The sequence below is a fragment of the Streptococcus cristatus genome, assembly GCF_003943515.1.
Lineage (GTDB): Bacteria > Bacillota > Bacilli > Lactobacillales > Streptococcaceae > Streptococcus > Streptococcus cristatus_D.
Genome location: NZ_RJPT01000011.1, coordinates 24,829 through 41,030 on the forward strand (window position 1 = coordinate 24,829; position 16,202 = coordinate 41,030).

The 16,202-nt window shown below is 43.6% G+C and carries 18 protein-coding genes, 1 tRNA gene and 1 other RNA gene; 18 read left to right on the forward strand and 2 right to left on the reverse strand.

The genetic code is table 11. From position 1 onward, the window contains the following. The first annotated feature begins 51 nt into the window (after window positions 1-51). The 13 genes from D8791_RS09035 to D8791_RS09095 all read left to right on the forward strand — a co-directional run bounded on the left by D8791_RS09035 (window position 52) and on the right by D8791_RS09095 (window position 10,031). Entirely contained in the window at window positions 52-1,215 is a 1,164-nt protein-coding gene (locus tag D8791_RS09035) for a class I SAM-dependent rRNA methyltransferase (protein ID WP_125447424.1), read from the forward strand. Further along, a complete protein-coding gene (aroD, locus tag D8791_RS09040; RefSeq protein WP_125373882.1) occupies window positions 1,212-1,889 on the forward strand; it encodes a type I 3-dehydroquinate dehydratase in 678 nt (225 codons plus the stop codon). The genes D8791_RS09035 and aroD overlap by 4 nt, the downstream gene beginning before the upstream one ends. Further along, on the forward strand, window positions 1,879-2,733 hold the full coding sequence (locus D8791_RS09045; protein WP_125447426.1) for a shikimate dehydrogenase: 855 nt from the start codon (window positions 1,879-1,881) through the stop codon (window positions 2,731-2,733). Before aroD ends, D8791_RS09045 begins: the two co-directional genes overlap by 11 nt. Before the next feature lie 52 nt (window positions 2,734-2,785). Next, on the forward strand, window positions 2,786-3,853 hold the full coding sequence (aroB, locus tag D8791_RS09050) for a 3-dehydroquinate synthase (RefSeq protein ID WP_125447427.1): 1,068 nt from the start codon (window positions 2,786-2,788) through the stop codon (window positions 3,851-3,853). Window positions 3,854-3,942: 89 nt separating this feature from the next. Then, complete coding sequence (gene aroC, locus D8791_RS09055) at window positions 3,943-5,109, forward strand: chorismate synthase (RefSeq protein WP_125447429.1); 1,167 nt, start codon at window positions 3,943-3,945, stop codon at window positions 5,107-5,109. 16 nt (window positions 5,110-5,125) lie between these two features. Then, window positions 5,126-6,232 (forward strand): prephenate dehydrogenase, encoded by a 1,107-nt coding sequence (locus tag D8791_RS09060; protein WP_125447430.1) that lies wholly within the window; start codon window positions 5,126-5,128, stop codon window positions 6,230-6,232. 18 nt (window positions 6,233-6,250) lie between these two features. Continuing rightward, complete coding sequence (locus D8791_RS09065) at window positions 6,251-6,586, forward strand: YlbF/YmcA family competence regulator (protein WP_048765128.1); 336 nt, start codon at window positions 6,251-6,253, stop codon at window positions 6,584-6,586. Window positions 6,587-6,831: 245 nt separating this feature from the next. Further along, window positions 6,832-7,317, forward strand: coding sequence for a thioesterase family protein (locus D8791_RS09070; protein ID WP_125447432.1), 486 nt, complete (start codon window positions 6,832-6,834; stop codon window positions 7,315-7,317). A 108-nt stretch (window positions 7,318-7,425) separates the two neighbouring features. Beyond that, window positions 7,426-7,774, forward strand: a transfer-messenger RNA (tmRNA) gene (gene ssrA, locus D8791_RS09075). Between the two features lie 27 nt (window positions 7,775-7,801). After that, complete coding sequence (locus D8791_RS09080) at window positions 7,802-8,626, forward strand: DUF695 domain-containing protein (protein ID WP_125447434.1); 825 nt, start codon at window positions 7,802-7,804, stop codon at window positions 8,624-8,626. A gap of 38 nt (window positions 8,627-8,664) precedes the next feature. Next, window positions 8,665-8,752 (forward strand) — tRNA-Ser (locus D8791_RS09085). A gap of 210 nt (window positions 8,753-8,962) precedes the next feature. Further along, a complete protein-coding gene (locus D8791_RS09090; RefSeq protein ID WP_045499562.1) occupies window positions 8,963-9,343 on the forward strand; it encodes a CidA/LrgA family protein in 381 nt (126 codons plus the stop codon). Next, a complete protein-coding gene (locus tag D8791_RS09095; protein WP_061422692.1) occupies window positions 9,336-10,031 on the forward strand; it encodes an LrgB family protein in 696 nt (231 codons plus the stop codon). Before D8791_RS09090 ends, D8791_RS09095 begins: the two co-directional genes overlap by 8 nt. Window positions 10,032-10,084: 53 nt before the next feature. On the opposite strand, the gene D8791_RS09100 is transcribed toward D8791_RS09095, so the two are convergent. Together D8791_RS09100 and D8791_RS09105 are read right to left on the reverse strand one after the other, a co-directional pair. Next, window positions 10,085-10,633 carry an NADPH-dependent FMN reductase gene (locus D8791_RS09100; protein WP_125447436.1) on the reverse strand — a complete coding sequence of 183 codons (549 nt, stop codon included), beginning with the start codon at window positions 10,631-10,633 and terminating at the stop codon, window positions 10,085-10,087. 87 nt (window positions 10,634-10,720) lie between these two features. Continuing rightward, on the reverse strand, window positions 10,721-11,167 hold the full coding sequence (locus D8791_RS09105; protein ID WP_125447438.1) for a MarR family winged helix-turn-helix transcriptional regulator: 447 nt from the start codon (window positions 11,165-11,167) through the stop codon (window positions 10,721-10,723). An 85-nt stretch (window positions 11,168-11,252) separates the two neighbouring features. On the opposite strand from D8791_RS09105, the gene D8791_RS09110 reads away from it, so the two are divergent. The 5 genes from D8791_RS09110 to D8791_RS09135 all read left to right on the forward strand — a co-directional run bounded on the left by D8791_RS09110 (window position 11,253) and on the right by D8791_RS09135 (window position 16,118). Then, complete coding sequence (locus D8791_RS09110; protein WP_125447440.1) at window positions 11,253-11,741, forward strand: cell wall elongation regulator TseB-like domain-containing protein; 489 nt, start codon at window positions 11,253-11,255, stop codon at window positions 11,739-11,741. Beyond that, window positions 11,738-12,916: a pyridoxal phosphate-dependent aminotransferase gene (locus D8791_RS09115; RefSeq protein ID WP_125447442.1), complete on the forward strand. Its 1,179-nt coding sequence runs from the start codon at window positions 11,738-11,740 to the stop codon at window positions 12,914-12,916. The genes D8791_RS09110 and D8791_RS09115 overlap by 4 nt, the downstream gene beginning before the upstream one ends. 2 nt (window positions 12,917-12,918) lie before the next feature. Continuing rightward, window positions 12,919-13,284, forward strand: coding sequence for a VOC family protein (locus tag D8791_RS09120; protein WP_125382653.1), 366 nt, complete (start codon window positions 12,919-12,921; stop codon window positions 13,282-13,284). 20 nt (window positions 13,285-13,304) lie between these two features. After that, on the forward strand, window positions 13,305-14,651 hold the full coding sequence (gene asnS, locus D8791_RS09125; protein WP_125447444.1) for an asparagine--tRNA ligase: 1,347 nt from the start codon (window positions 13,305-13,307) through the stop codon (window positions 14,649-14,651). 279 nt (window positions 14,652-14,930) lie between these two features. After that, window positions 14,931-16,118 (forward strand): MFS transporter, encoded by a 1,188-nt coding sequence (locus tag D8791_RS09135; protein ID WP_125447445.1) that lies wholly within the window; start codon window positions 14,931-14,933, stop codon window positions 16,116-16,118. Window positions 16,119-16,202 lie beyond the last annotated feature (84 nt).

Consider the following 16,202-nt stretch of genomic DNA (forward strand, 5'->3'; position numbering starts at 1 on the left):
AATAATAAATATGCTTTGAGAATTTTCACAATATTTGGTATAATAATGCTTATGAAGAAACTTACTGTTAATAAACAGACAGAGGAAAAGTTGAGAAAAGGAATTTTAGTTCTAGATAAGAATGATTTTAAAACTCTTTCATTCACTGATCAATGTGTGGAATTGCATAGTCAGCAGGGGAAGTTCTTGGGAACAGCTTATCTCTCCTTACAAAATAAGGGATTTGGCTGGCTGATTTCCCATGCCAAGGTAGAGCTGAACTCAGCCTTCTTTCAACATTTGTTTGAAAAAGCTAAAGACAAGCGTTTCTATTACCGTCATGCGGAGGATACGACAGCCTATCGCCTGTTTAACCAAGAAGGTGATGGTTTTGGCGGTTTTACAGTTGATGTCTACGAGAAATATGCCGTTTTCTCTTGGTACAATTCCTTTGTTTTTTCAATCAAGGATCAGATAGTGGCTGCTTTCCAGCAGGCCTTTCCTGAGGTCGCTGGAGCTTACGAGAAGATTCGCTTCAAGGGCTTGGACTATGAGTCTGCCCATCTCTACGGAGTAGAAGCGCCAGCCTATTTTACAGTTTTGGAGAATGGCGTGCGCTATCAAGTCTTCATGAATGATGGCCTGATGACTGGGATTTTTCTGGACCAGCATGAGGTGCGGGGCAGTCTGGTTGACGGCTTAGCTAGCGGAAAAAGCCTGCTCAATATGTTTTCTTATACAGCGGCTTTCTCAGTGGCAGCTGCCATGGGCGGTGCCAGTCAAACAACTTCGGTGGATTTGGCCAAACGTAGCCGCGAGCTTTCCCAAGCGCACTTTGAAGTCAATGGTTTGGATTTAGAGCCCCATCGTTTCGTGGTCATGGATGTCTTTGATTATTTCAAATACGCCAAGCGCCACGAATTGAAGTATGATGTGATTGTCCTAGATCCGCCGAGCTTTGCTCGCAATAAAAAGCAGACCTTCTCTGTGGCGAAAGATTACCATCGTTTGGTGGCTCAGGCCTTGGAAATCTTGAGTCCAAAAGGAACATTGATTCTCTCGACCAACGCAGCTAATGTTTCTAAAAATAAGTTTAAAAAAGAAATTGAAAAAGGATTTGCAGGAGTTCCTCATCGCTATTTAGCGGAATATGGCCTACCAGCAGACTTTGTATACAATAAGAAAGATGAGAATAGTAACTACCTCAAGGTATTTACAGTTAAGGTGGACAAATGAAATTAGTCGTTTCAATCATGCCCAGAAGTTTAGAAGAGGCTAAGGCAATTGATGTGAGTCGTTATGATGATGCTGACATTATAGAATGGCGCGCGGACTTTTTGCCTAAAGAGAGCATTCTGAATGTTGCTCCTGCTATTTTCGAGAAATTTGCTGGTCGTGAATTGCTTTTCACGCTGCGAAGTCGCGTAGAAGGTGGCGAAATTGATCTGTCAGATGATGAATATGTTGCTCTTATCAAAGAAGTAGCCAATTTTTATTCGCCAGACTATGTTGATTTTGAATACTATTCGCATAAAGATAAATTTGAAGAAATGCTCGAGTTTCCAAATTTAGTTCTCAGCTATCATAATTTTGAGGAAACGCCTGAAAATATGATGGAAATTTTGTCAGAATTGACAAGTTTGGCACCAAAAGTGGTCAAAGTTTCTGTCATGGCTCACAATGAGCAGGATGTCTTGGACCTGATGAACTATACTCGCGGATTTAAGATTTTGAACCCTGAACAAGAATATGTGACGATTTCTATGGGAAAAGTTGGAAAGATTTCTCGCTTAGCTGCGGATTTGACAGGTTCGAGCTGGTCTTTTGCCAGTGTTGAGCAGCCGAGTGCACCAGGTCAGGTTTCCTTAGCAAACATGAAGGTTGTGCGGGAGATTTTAAATGAAAATTGATGGCCATACTCGTTTAGCAGCAGTGGTTGCTAAGCCGATTAAGCATAGCATTTCACCATTTATTCATAATACTGCCTTTGAGAAAACTGCTGTCAATGGTGTCTACCTTGCTTGGGAAATTGAAGCAGAGGATTTAGAAGCGACCGTTGCTAATATCCGAAGGTATGATATGTTTGGGATAAATTTGTCAATGCCCTACAAGCAGGAGGTTATCCAATATCTTGATGAATTGGATTCCAGCGCCCGTCTTATCGGAGCTGTGAATACCGTGGTGAATGAAAATGGTACATTGATAGGATACAATACAGATGGCAAGGGATTTTTTAAGAGCTTGCCGTCTTTTGCTATTCAGGGCAAAAAAATGACCATTTTAGGTGCCGGCGGAGCGGCGACAGCTATTATCGCTCAAGCAGCTGTGGATCAGGCAGAGGAAATTTTTGTCTTTACTCGGCAGACTTCCTATGCTAATACTGTCAGCAAGATGGCAGCTATCAGTCGCCAGACTAAGAGCAAGATTCAGGTGTTGAATTTAGAAGACTCGGCTACTTTGCAGGAGAAAATTAACCAGTCAGACCTTCTGGTCAATGGAACAAGTGTGGGTATGGATGACGAGACTTTACCATTAGCAGAAGGTATTCAGCTACCTAGCCAGATTTTAGTCGCGGATGTGATTTATAAACCTTTTGAAACACCTTTTTTAAAGTGGGCTCGAAGTCAGAAGGTAGAGGCAGTGAATGGTCTGGGTATGTTGCTTTATCAGGCATCAGAAGCTTTTGAGCTTTGGACAGGACAACCCATGCCTTGTCAGGAAATTTGGCAGCAGCTAGAAAAGCTGTATAAATAGTCACTCGTACTTAGCTCCTCTATGGTGGAGCAGGAAAAACAAGGAGGCACTTATGAAATTAAATGTAAATCTCCCTCATCATCCCTATGATATTACCATCGAAAAAGGGTCTTTATCTCAGGCTGGAAAGTGGCTGAGTCAGCTTTGGCAGCCTCAGAAGGTGGTTATCGTCACGGACAATCGAGTGGCTCGACTCTATGCGGAAAAGGTCAAGCTGAGCTTGGAAGCGGCTGGGTTTGAGGCCTTTGTCTTTGACTTTTTGGAGGGTGAAGCCAGCAAGAACTTAAAGACTGTCAACAAAGTCTATGAGTTTTTGGTCAAGGTCGGCCTGACCCGCAGTGATGGCATTGTAGCCTTAGGTGGTGGCGTTGTCGGTGATTTGGCAGGCTTTGTTGCTTCTACCTATATGCGAGGCATTCATTTCGTGCAGATTCCGACCAGTCTGACAGCTCAAGTGGACTCTTCTATCGGTGGCAAGACAGGTGTTAATACCCCTTGGGCCAAGAATATGGTTGGCACTTTTACCCAGCCTGACGGAGTTCTGATTGACCCAGAAGTCTTGCAGACCTTGGGCCAGCGGGAATTGATTGAAGGCATGGGTGAGGTGGTCAAGTACGGCTTGATTGAGGATAAAGAACTCTGGGATGAGCTGTCAGAAATGGATGGCAGTCCAGAGTCGATTTTGGAGCATGCAGAGAGCATCATCTACCATTCCTGCGATGTCAAGCGTAAGATTGTGGTTGAGGACGAGCTGGATAATGGCGTTCGCCTCTATCTGAATTTCGGCCATACTATTGGGCACGCTATCGAAGCGACAGCAGGATATGGCAAGGTCATGCATGGTGAAGCTGTAGCGATTGGCATGGTACAGGTTTCCCGCGTCGCTGAAAAGAAAGGCCTCATGCCAGCCGGAATCACAGAAGATATCATCCGTATGTGTCAGAAGTTTGGCTTGCCGGTGGATTACCAGCCTTGGAATGAGAATGCTCTCTATCAGGCTCTGACCCACGATAAGAAAGCTCGAGGCAACTCTATCAAGCTAGTACTGGTGCCCGAGCTAGGGTCGGCTAGTATTCACCAGATTCCGCTGGAAGAGATGAAAGAATTTCTGAAGAAATAAGTGCCAGATGGAGTTTAAGACGATTGGACAGTTTAGATAAAAATAGACAGGTCGTCCATATCCTTCCATCCCAGAAATAGGAGAAATGTATGAGATACTTAACAGCAGGAGAATCCCACGGACCACGTCTGACAGCTATTATTGAGGGAGTGCCATCTGGTCTTCCTCTGACCGCTGACTATATCAATGCTGAGCTCAAGCGCCGTCAGGGTGGGTACGGCCGTGGTGCCCGCATGAAGATTGAGAGCGACCAAGTCGAGATTACGTCTGGGGTTCGGCATGGCTTGACCATGGGCGGCCCGATTACCCTAAATGTCACGAACCTGGATCATCAGAAATGGCTGGAGATTATGAGTGCGGCGGATGTGGATGAAAAGAAAAAAGGGCTGCGCAAGATTACTAAACCACGCCCTGGCCATGCGGACTTGGTTGGTGGTATGAAATACCGCTTTGACGATTTGCGAAATTCCCTTGAGCGCTCTTCTGCGCGTGAAACGACTATGCGTGTGGCAGTCGGAGCAGTAGCCAAGCGCTTGCTGGAAGAAATCGGTGTAGAGGTGGCCAGTCATATCGTGACCTTTGGTGGCATTGATATTGATGTACCGAACAATCTGACTGTAGCAGAAATCAAAGAAAGAGCCGCCCAGTCGGAGGTTTCCATTGTCAATCCCGAGCGCGAAGAAGAGATTAAGGCCTATATTGATCAGATTAAGAAAGACGGGGATACCATCGGTGGTGTCATTGAGGCTGTTGTTGGCGGTGTGCCTGTTGGTCTGGGCTCCTATGTCCAATGGGACAAGAAGCTGGACGCCAAGATTGCTCAGGGAGTGGTGTCCATCAACGCTTTCAAGGGAGTCGAGTTTGGCGTGGGCTTTGAAGCTGGCCGTCTCAAGGGTAGTCAAGTCATGGATGAAATCCTTTGGACTGAGGAAGATGGCTTCACTCGCAGAACTAATAATCTAGGCGGCTTTGAGGGCGGTATGACCAATGGTCAGCCAATCGTGGTGCGAGGTGTCATGAAGCCTATTCCAACTCTTTACAAGCCATTGATGAGCGTGGATATTGAGACCCACGAGCCTTATAAGGCGACAGTGGAGCGGAGCGATCCAACGGCTCTGCCAGCAGCGGGTGTAGTCATGGAAAGCGTGGTGGCAACAGTTTTAGCCACTGAAGTTCTGGAGAAATTCTCTTCAGACAATTTAGAAGAACTAAAGGATGCGGTAGCCTGCCACCGGGAATTTGTCAAGAACTTTTAGAAGTAAGGAGAAGGGCATGGAGAGAAAAACAGTCTATATCGCAGGTTTGGGACTGATTGGAGCTTCCTTGACTCTGGGCATCAGGCGAGCTCATCCTGAGATAGAGATTCTTGGCTATAATCGAAGTGAAGAATCGCGCAGAGTCGCCTTGGAACGTGGAATGGTAGACCGAGTGACGGATGATTTTGCCGCCTTTGCTCCATTGGCTGATGTGATTATTCTGGCTGTGCCCATCAAGCAGACCATAGCATTTATCAAGAATCTAGCGGAGCTGAACCTGAAGGAAAATGTTATCATCTCAGATGCTGGCTCAACCAAGGCTGAGATTGTGGCAGCAGCAGAAAAGTATCTGCAGAATAAGCCCATCCGCTTTGTCGGAGCTCACCCGATGGCCGGAAGTCACAAGACCGGAGCCAAGGCAGCCCATGTCACCCTCTTTGAAAATGCCTATTATATCTTCACGCCCTCTAGCCTGACCAAGTCTGGTACGCTTGAGGAAATGAAAGATTTGCTGAGTGGTCTTCATGCCCGCTTTATTCAGGTAGATGCAGCCGAGCACGACCGAGTGACCAGTCAAATCAGTCATTTTCCGCATATCCTAGCCTCCAGCCTGATGGAGCAAGCGGCAGTTTATAGCCAAGAGCATGAGCTAACCCAGTCTTTTGCAGCCGGTGGTTTTCGAGATATGACACGGATTGCGGAGAGTGAGCCGGGTATGTGGACCTCTATCCTCTTGACAAATCCTCAAGCCATTTTGGAGCGGCTGGAAGATTTTAAAAAGCAGTTAGACAAGGTGGCCGCAGCGATTGAGGCCAAGGATGAGACAGCTATCTGGGAATTTTTCGATCGAGGACGGCAGAGCCGCAAGCAGATGGAAATTCATAAGCGTGCTGGTGTGGATAGCTTTTACGACCTCTTTATTGAGGTGCCTGACGAAGAAGATGCGATTTTGGGTATTTTGGAGCTTCTGCGCGGAATTTCAGTCGTCAACATTCGTATCAACGAGGAAAACCGAGAAGATACCCACGGTATTCTGCAAATCACCTTTAAAAATCGCCAAGATTTGGAAAAATCTGCTAAAATAGTAAAAGAAAATACGGATTACCTAGTGTCCGTAGACTAATATAGAATGGAGAACTCTATGTCAAATATTTATGATTTAGCCAATGAACTCAGTCGAGGACTTCGCGAAATGCCAGAGTACAAAGCTGTGGTAGAAAGCAAGCAGGCTATCAATGCGGATAGTGAAGCCAAGGCTATTTTTGATGACTATCTAGCTTTCCAGAAAGAGCTGCAGCAACTGGCTCAAACAGGTCAAATGCCGACTCCAGACATTCAAGAAAAGATGCAGAGTTTTGGAGATAAAATCCAAGGCAATGATTTATTATCAGCCTTCTTTAATAAGCAGCAACAACTCTCTATCTACTTGTCTGATATTGAACGGATTATTTTTGAACCGATTCAGGAACTATTTTAATAGAAGAAGTTATAAAATTAGAGGAAACCAAGAAGCCATATCGGGCCTTCTTGGTTTTTCTATGCTTTAGAAAGGCTATTAAGGCTAAAAATGAGTATTTTTAATTCAAGAAAGAGGTAGAAAACTTATAAAATCAGATTATAGCAACAATTAAAATATATTGGCCTTGCTTTCTATTTACTATTGCTCCAAAGGCTGATATACTAATCAAAAAACGCTTACAAGAAAAAATGAAAGGAACTGGTATGACTTTAGAAACAAGAAAGATTGCTATTCAAGATACATATGGCGACCGATTTCAACATTGCTGGGGCTGCGGCCCTAAGAATGAGCTAGGCCTGCATTTAAAGACTTATCCTAGCTTGGATGGGAAGGAATGTATCACTAGAATACGACCAGAATCTCACTATACTGGTGGTGTGCCGGCCAATCTTTTTGGTGGCATGATTGCTATGATTTTTGATTGCCATGGAACGGCTTCAGCAGCTTGGTTTGCCCATCAAGAAAAAGGCTTGGACTTGACTCAAGATACAGTCATTGGACGCTTTATCACAGCCCGTTTAGAAGTTGATTACCAGAGCCCGACGCCTATTGATCAGGAAATCATCGTTACTTCGCGGCTTGAGGAATTGGGAGCAAGGAAAGCTATTATCGTGATGGAGATGTCAGTAGCAGGACAGCCAAGAGCCAAGGCTAGAATGGTAGCAGTTGCAGTAAAAGATCATATGTAGTTAAATCCCCTTGGTGCCTTATATCAAGGGAATTTTAGCATCTTTGGAGTAATTTTATCCTGATTTTTGCAATTAGGACATTATTTTGGTATAATAGTTACTTGTCTTGGGGTCGTTACGGATTCGACAGGCATTATGCGGCACATTTTGCGACTCATCTAGCGGATGTAAAACGCCAGTTAAATATAACTGCAAAAAATAACAATTCTTACGCTTTAGCTGCCTAAAAACCAGCCAGCGTGACCTGATTCGGATTGCTTGTGTCTGATGACCGGTCTTATTATGAGCAAGCTACGGTAAAATCAAGTCTAGGGATTTTACAAGAGATTGATAGACTCGCTTAGTTTGGGCTTGAGCCATGTGTCAAAGCTGAGTTAAATGAAGACATGGCCTATGGTCGTAGACAAATGTGTTGGCAGGTGTTTGGACGTGGGTTCGACTCCCACCGGCTCCATAGGGATATGTAAATGAGGTTTTTGATGATATGAGTTTTTTTGGAAAAATCTTAGGGAAGAGTCAAGATAGTCATCTACCCATTGAGGAAGTTTCTGTTGATTTAGAAAATCTTCCGAATGAATGGGGCTCTTTTTCGACCCTTATTGATGACCGAATGGCTAGTATCCGTCTAAATTTAGCGTTGAATTCTATCGCTCCCTATTCATCCTATACTTATGCACTACGGTTGAGAATTGCTATTTTGAATGTTGATCCAGAGACAGGGTTTCCAGATTATGACGAATTTTCTGATTTGAACCTCATCGAAGATCGTCTTTCAGAAGCGATGAAGCGCATTGCGGCTATCTATGTCGGAGTAGTCATCACAGATGGTCATATAGAATTTTATTACTATTTGAAAGATAGAGAGCGGCACATGCCGATTATTGCTCAAGTAATGGAGCAATTTTCGAAATATCAATATAGTTCAGCTACTCTGGTGGATCCTGACTGGAAACAATACTTTGACTTCTTGTATCCAAATGAATATGAGTACCAATCTATTTTAAACCAGCGTATCTGGTATCGCCTAGAAAAAGAAGGGGACGATCATAGTCAACTACGGGAAATCAGGCATCAGTTTAGTTTTGAGACTTACGATGATCGTGTTTCCTTTATGGGGGATGCCTCTGCTCTTGATTATGATATTTCTTCTAGTGGAAAAGAAGAAGGCGATCCTCGACCTTACAAACTGGAAATATCACGATTAGCTACTACTGAGCTCCATAGCATCAACCAACATGTTTGGGAATTAATAGAAATTTCGAAAAAATATAACGGAAAGTATAGCGGCTGGAGCTGCAATGTGGTATAATGGATAAAGTTTTGAGAAAGCAAGTCTTTCTCTTTTATGGAAGATTACTCAAGAGGCTTAAGAGGCTGTGTTGGAAACGCAGTAGGCGTGTAAAAGCGTGCGTGGGTTCGAATCCCATGTCTTCCGTTGTATTTCAAGAAGCGCCCCAAGGCGTTTTTTTGATAGCAGGACGAAGAATGATAATCACTTTGTTTCATGCTAGACCCGCAGATTATAGAAGTAAGGATAGTATGCAAGCAATCAGATGGATTCGTTTCCATCTTTTTTATTTGAGAAAAACCTTGAAATTTTTCTGAAAAGGAGTAAACTGTACATAGAAAGTTTCGGAGGTTCTGCATGAAGTTATATGTCCAGTTGATGATTATTTTCTCGATTTCCATCATTGGAGAGGGGATATCAAGTGTCTTCCATCTTCCCATTCCAGGTAGTATTATCGGCTTAATCTTGCTATTTCTTGCTTTGCAGTTTAAGTTATTGCGGCTCCGCCATGTCAGTATGGTCGGTAACTTTCTGTTGGCCAATATGACCATTCTTTTTCTGCCGCCGGCGGTTGGTATTATGGATAAATTTCACGTGATTGCTCCATATCTGCTACCGATTGTTTTGATTATTCTTGGTGCCATTGTTTTAAATGTGATCGTCATTGCCCTTGTCGTACAATTCATCAAGCAGCATTTTGAAGGCGATTATGAGGAAGGAGGGATGGATCATGTCTAATCTTTGGAGCAATCCGCTATTTGGCCTCGCCTTGTCCATTTTGGCCTACCTCATTGGGATGCTGATTTTCCGCAGATTTCCACATCCTTTGACAACGCCTCTCCTTTTAGCAGCGATTTTGGTCATTGCCTTTTTGAAATTAACGGGAATTTCTTATAAGGACTACTATGTCGGTGGGGCTTACTTGAACAATTTAATCGTACCGTCTACGGTTGCTTTAGGAATTCCGCTTTATAAGACCTTCCACTTGATGAAACACCACGCTCGCAGTATCCTGTTAGGAACCTTTGTCGCTGTAGTGGTCAATACGACTTTCACGGCTCTGCTGGCAAAATTCTTTGGGATGGACTTCTTTTTAGCGATTTCCCTATTCCCAAAATCTGTCACAACAGCGATGGCAGTGGGCATTACTGATAAAATGCAGGGCTTGACAACTGTTACCTTGGTGGTCGTTGTGGCGACAGGTATTTTGACAAGTGTCATGGGACCGACTATTCTTAAACTGCTAAAAATTAAGGATCCAGTAGCAGTTGGCTTGGCCTTAGGTGGTACAGGACATGCAGTTGGTACAGGAACAGCTTTCAAATATGGACATGTTGCTGGAGCTATGGCAGGTCTTGCAATCGGAGTGACAGGGATTATGTATGTAATTGTCAGTCCAATCGTCGCAGCCATTATCTTAAAATAAAAAAACATGAAGCAGTATTTCTCGGAAATCTTGCTTCATGTTTTTATTTTATCTTAGTTGATAGCTGCTAGGAGGGCATCTGCTTGGGCAGAAAGCTCAGCAAGCTTGTTTTCTGAAAGGACTAATTGGCCAGTTCCCCAAGCTTCTGGGTTGATACCGACACCAGTAAATTGATCAACCACATTCATACGAATGAATGGAAGGAGGCTACGGTAGTGCTTGAAGACCTCATCAGGTGAAGTGCCGTTAGCAACAGATGAAACAGTTACCACTTTGGCATTGAGAGCAGAAGGGCCGCTTGGATCTGACAAATCAAGTGCGCGTGAAGTCCAGTCGAGCAAGTTTTTCACCACGCCTGGGATGGCCCAGTTGTAGACAGGTGAGAAGATCCAGATAGCATCAGCTGCAAGGATTTCTTCACGAACCTTGGCAACAGCAGCTGGAGCTGGACTTTCGAGGTCTTGGTTGAAGAATGGTACATCCTTGTAGTCCAGATAGGAAACCTCAGCTTTGCCAGCTAGAGCCTTTTCTGCTTGTGCTGCCAACTGATGATTGAATGAACCTTGACGAAGTGATCCAACAATAAATAGTACTTTAGACATAAATGTGTCCTCCATTTTATCTTTATTTAAGAGGTGTCCCTCCTGTTACTATCTATGTTACAACAATTATCACTAATTAGCAATAATTTAGCTCAGCTTTTTGAAAGTTTTTAAAATCCGCACCAAATCTTCCTTGTCTTTTTGGGAGAGGAATGCAGTCATATGGCGGATATTGGCGATGTGCTCTGGCAAGACAGCCTCGATCTTTTTTTGGCCTTGGTCGGTTAGTTGGATGAGAAAGGAGCGGCGGTCATTGGGATCGCAGCTGCGACTTATCCAGCCATCTCTTTCCATGTTTTTGATAACGACCGTCATATTTCCCGATGTAGCCAGCATGCTGTCAATTAAATCTTGAATCCGCAGTTCTCCTTTACTATATAAGGTTTCCAAAACGGAAAATTGGGTTGGCGTCAAATTATGCTTTTTAAAAATTTGAGCTTCGAGATTACGAATGGTGCGCTCCGCCTTATGGAGAACGATAATTGTCTTGAGGTCAAGTAGAGTATCATTGTCTAGGTTTTCAGTTATTTTCATAGCAACATTTTATCAATAAGTAGTAATAAATGCAAATGTGATAAAAGTCCTAGAAAAATCAGGTTATTTGTAGTATAATGATTCAGTGAAACATAAAATTAAAGAAAGGGCTAAATTTCCTATAAGGCACTATGCCATTGGGCTTTTCCTAGTCCTAACGGCGCTTGTTTTTTCATTTTTTACGATATTGCACCTTGCTATCGAGCCTTGGCAGTCAGCCAAGGAGGGCTCTCAAAAAATTGCTAAGGAATATGCAGATTTGGAAAGTCTGACAAGCTTTTCGATTTACAATGGCAAAGAGTCCTACTATAGTTTGATTGGGAAAACTAGTAAAAAAGAGGAAGAAGCTGTTCTGATTTCCAAAAACTCCAACAAAATCCATGTCTATCGCTTGCAAGATGGGATGAGTCAGGCAGAGGCAGAGCAAGTAGCCAAGGAAAATGGAGCGACCTCTATTGACAAGACCACTTTTGGTTACTTAGACGGTCAGCCTGTTTGGGAAATTAAGTCTGGAAGCACTTATTACAATATCGGATTTGAAAGCAAGACATTGCTCAGCAAGGAGGGGCTATGAAATTATCCAATCGTGTTTTAAATATGGAAGAAAGTGTGACTTTGGCGGCGGCAGCCAGAGCGAAAGCTTTGAAAGCGGAAGGTAGGGATATCCTTTCTTTGACCTTGGGAGAACCGGATTTTCCGACACCTAAGAATATCCAACAAGCAGCGATGGCAGCGATTGAAGATGGCAGAGCTAGTTTTTATACGGTGACAAGTGGCCTGCCTGAGCTAAAAGCAGCGGTTGTAGACTATTTTGCCAAGTACTATGGCTATGAGATTCAGCCTAATCAAGTGATAGTGGCAACGGGTGCTAAGTTCTCTCTTTACACCTTCTTTATGAGCGTGATTGATCCAGGAGATGAAGTCATCATTCCGACGCCTTATTGGGTCAGCTATGCCGACCAGATCTTGATGGCCGAAGGAAAGCCTGTTTTTGCTCAAGCGACAGAGGAAAACAACTTTAAGGTGACGGTGGCCCAGTTGGAGGCTGCCCGTACTGAGAAGACCAAGGTCTTGGTTCTGAACTCTCCGTCCAATCCGACTGGTATGATTTATACTGCAGAAGAGCTGCTAGCTATCGGAAACTGGGCTGTTGAGCATGATATCCTGATCTTAGCTGACGATATTTATGGTCGTTTGGTCTACAATGGTAATAAATTTACGCCGATTTCCAGTCTGTCAGAGGAAATTCGCAAGCAAACAGTCGTCATTAATGGTGTTTCCAAGAGCTACTCTATGACGGGCTGGCGGATTGGCTATGCAGTAGGTGAGCCTGAAATTATCTCAGCCATGAGCAAGGTTGCAGGGCAAACGACTTCTAATCCAACAGCGGTGGCGCAATATGCAGCTATTGAAGCCTTGACGGGCAGTCAGGATACGGTCGAAAATATGAGATTGGCTTTTGAAGAACGCCTGAATACTATTTATCCTTTGCTGGCTCAAGTGCCTGGCTTTGAAGTTGTCAAACCTCAGGGAGCCTTCTATCTCTTCCCAAATGTTAAAAAAGCGATGGAAATGAAAGGTTATACCGATGTGACAGCCTTTACCACAGCGATTTTAGAAGAGGTAGGTGTGGCTCTAGTGACAGGAGACGGATTTGGTGCGCCAGAAAATGTCCGCCTCAGCTATGCGACTGACATGGATACACTAAAAGAAGCGGTTCAACGCCTCAAGAATTTTATGGAGAAGTAAGAATGATTGATCATTTTGAAATTAAAGTAAAGGATTTACAGATTTCAAAAGACTTTTATACAAGCTTTCTTGCTCCTCTTAGCTACGAATTGGATTTTAGAACTGACTCTCTACTCAGTTTTGTTGCCCCCAATAGTCCTCATCCTGGTGGAGATTTTTGGTTAGGGAAAGGGGAGCAGTCTCCTATTCACTTCGCTTTTTTTGCAGAAAACCACGAGCAGGTTCAAGCTTGCTACGAGGCGGGTTTGAAGGCGGGTGGAAAAGATAATGGTGCACCTGATTATCGAAGTGATCATCTACCTTACTATGCAGCCTTTGTCTTGGATCCAGATGGAAATAATGTCGAAGTAGTCTGCCACAAAGAATAAAAATAGAAAAGAGAAAAAACGTGTCGAAGAAAAATGTAACAATTATTGATGTGAAAAATCATGTTGGTGAAGAAGTAACGATTGGTGCTTGGGTGGCCAACAAGTCAGGAAAAGGGAAAATCGCTTTCTTGCAGTTGCGTGATGGTTCTGCCTTTTTCCAAGGTGTAGCTTTCAAGCCTAACTTTATTGAGAAATTTGGCGAAGAAGTAGGACTTGAGAAGTTTGATACGATCAAACGCTTGAGCCAAGAAACGTCTGTTTATGTGACAGGGATTGTCAAAGAAGACGAGCGCTCAAAATTTGGCTACGAGCTTGATATTACAGATATCGAAATTATCGGTGAATCAAATGACTATCCAATCACGCCGAAAGAACACGGAACTGACTTCCTCATGGACAACCGTCACTTGTGGCTACGTTCTCGCAAGCAAGTAGCCATGATGCAAATCCGTAATGCCATCATCTATGCTACTTATGAATTCTTTGACAAGAATGGCTTTATCAAGTTTGACAGCCCAATCTTGTCAGGAAATGCGGCAGAGGATTCGACTGAACTCTTTGAAACCGACTACTTTGGAACTCCAGCTTACTTGAGCCAATCTGGTCAGCTTTACCTCGAAGCAGGAGCTATGGCTCTGGGTCGTGTTTATGACTTTGGACCTGTATTCCGTGCAGAAAAATCAAAAACTCGCCGTCATTTGACAGAGTTCTGGATGATGGATGCGGAGTATAATTTTGTTACTCACGATGAGTCACTCGACTTGCAGGAAGCTTATGTCAAAGTCTTGATTCAAGGTGTATTGGACCGTGCTCCTCAAGCTTTGGAAACATTGGAACGTGATACTGAGCTTTTGAAACGCTATATTGCAGAGCCATTCAAGCGCGTTACCTATGATGAGGCGATTGATCTCTTGCAAGCCCATGAAAATGATGAGGATGCGGACTACGAACATCTTGAGCATGGCGATGACTTTGGTTCACCGCATGAAACATGGATTTCAAACCACTTTGGTGTACCAACCTTTGTCGTGAACTATCCAGCAGCCATCAAGGCTTTCTACATGAAGCCTGTGGAAGGAAATCCAGATCGCGTCCTTTGTGCAGACTTGCTTGCTCCAGAAGGCTATGGCGAAATCATCGGTGGCTCTATGCGTGAAGAAGATTACGACGCACTGGTCGCTAAAATGGAAGAGCTTGGTATGGATACATCAGAATATGAATTCTACTTGGATCTTCGTAAGTATGGATCTGTTCCACACGGTGGCTTCGGTATCGGTATCGAGCGTATGGTAACCTTTGTAGCAGGTACCAAGCATATCCGTGAAGCCATTCCATTCCCACGTATGCTGCACCGTATTAAACCTTAAAATCAATGAGAGTGGGACAGAAATCGGTAATTCGTTAGAATTCGATTTCGTCGTCCCACCTCCGCATAGTTGAGTAGGGCTGTAAAAGCTGATGAAATCAGCGTAGTAGAGTCCACTCAATCACTGCGTCTTTCTCGACAATCCAAAGACAATTGAGAGGCTAGGACTTTTGTCCCAGCCTCTTCAAAGCACTAGAAAGAAGAGGTGGAGATCATGTAAACAGCGGATTAACAAGTGATAAAGGATAGAAATGGAAAAACACTTGTTAAAGGAGAAAATATGTTTAAAAGAAGTTATCGGAAAAATATCGGTCTGATGGCCGGAGTAGAATTTTTTGCCTTTCTAGGCATTACCAGTTTTTGGATTTTATTTCTAAGTCAAAATGGCATGTCCCTCTGGCAGATTGGGTTTTTGGAAAGTATCTTTCATGCCACTAGTGTCATTTGTGAAATTCCTTCTGGGATGTTGGCGGATCGCTTTTCCTACAAGACCAATCTTTATCTGAGCCGAATAGCTGGGATTGTGTCTTCTGTTCTCATGTTGGTGGGGCAGGGGAACTTTTGGGTCTATGCACTGGCTATGATGATCAGTGCTTGGTCCTATAATTTTGATTCGGGTACAAGCGCAGCTATGGTTTATGATTCGTCTGTGGAAGCCGGACTCAAGGAACGTTACTTATCCATCTCCAGCTTCATGTCTGGGGTGGCTGAAGCGACCCAGTCTTTGGGAACGGTCTGGGCCGGATTTTTTGTCCATGGACAATTGCATCTGACCTACTATATCATGATTGGCACTTCTATCGTCGTTCTTTTCTTGACTTGGATGCTGAAGGAGCCAAGTGTCAAGGCAGAGAAATCGGAGCGTCTGACCATGAAAAAAATTATCTGGGCTGTCAAAGAGGAGTTACAGAGAAATCCCAGCCTTTTTATCTGGATGATTCTGTCTCAAATCATCGGAACGCTCATGTGCATGTTTTATTTTTACTACCAAAATCAATTGCCTGACTTAAAAGATTGGCAGATTTCGCTGGTCATGCTGATTGGTAGTGTCTTGAATATCTTGGCAGTCTATCTGGCCAGCAAGGTTGGAAAGAAGTATTCTGCCTTGAAACTTTTTCCATTATTGGTACTTCTGACTGGAGTGACCTACCTGCTGTCCTACTTTGGCACGCCAATCATCTATATCTTGGTTTATCTAATCAGCAACGCCTTGTACGCTCTCTTCCAGCCGATTTTTGACAATGATTTACAAAAGCAGCTGCCAAGTGAAGTGCGGGCGACTATGCTCAGTGTCTACTCTATGATGTTCAGCCTGAGTATGATTGTCATCTTCCCTCTGACAGGCTGGCTGATTGATAATCTTGGCTTCGACTGGACTTTTATAGTTTTAGGCGGCTTCTTATTAGCAGTGACACCGTTTTTGTATATGGGTCTAAAGAAAATAAGCCAGAGCTTACAAGAAGTCTAATATCAATGTTCTCTTTCTGCTGGACAGAAAGAGAATATTTTTTAGCCTTTGAAAATTATGGTAAAATAAATACAGTTTAATGGA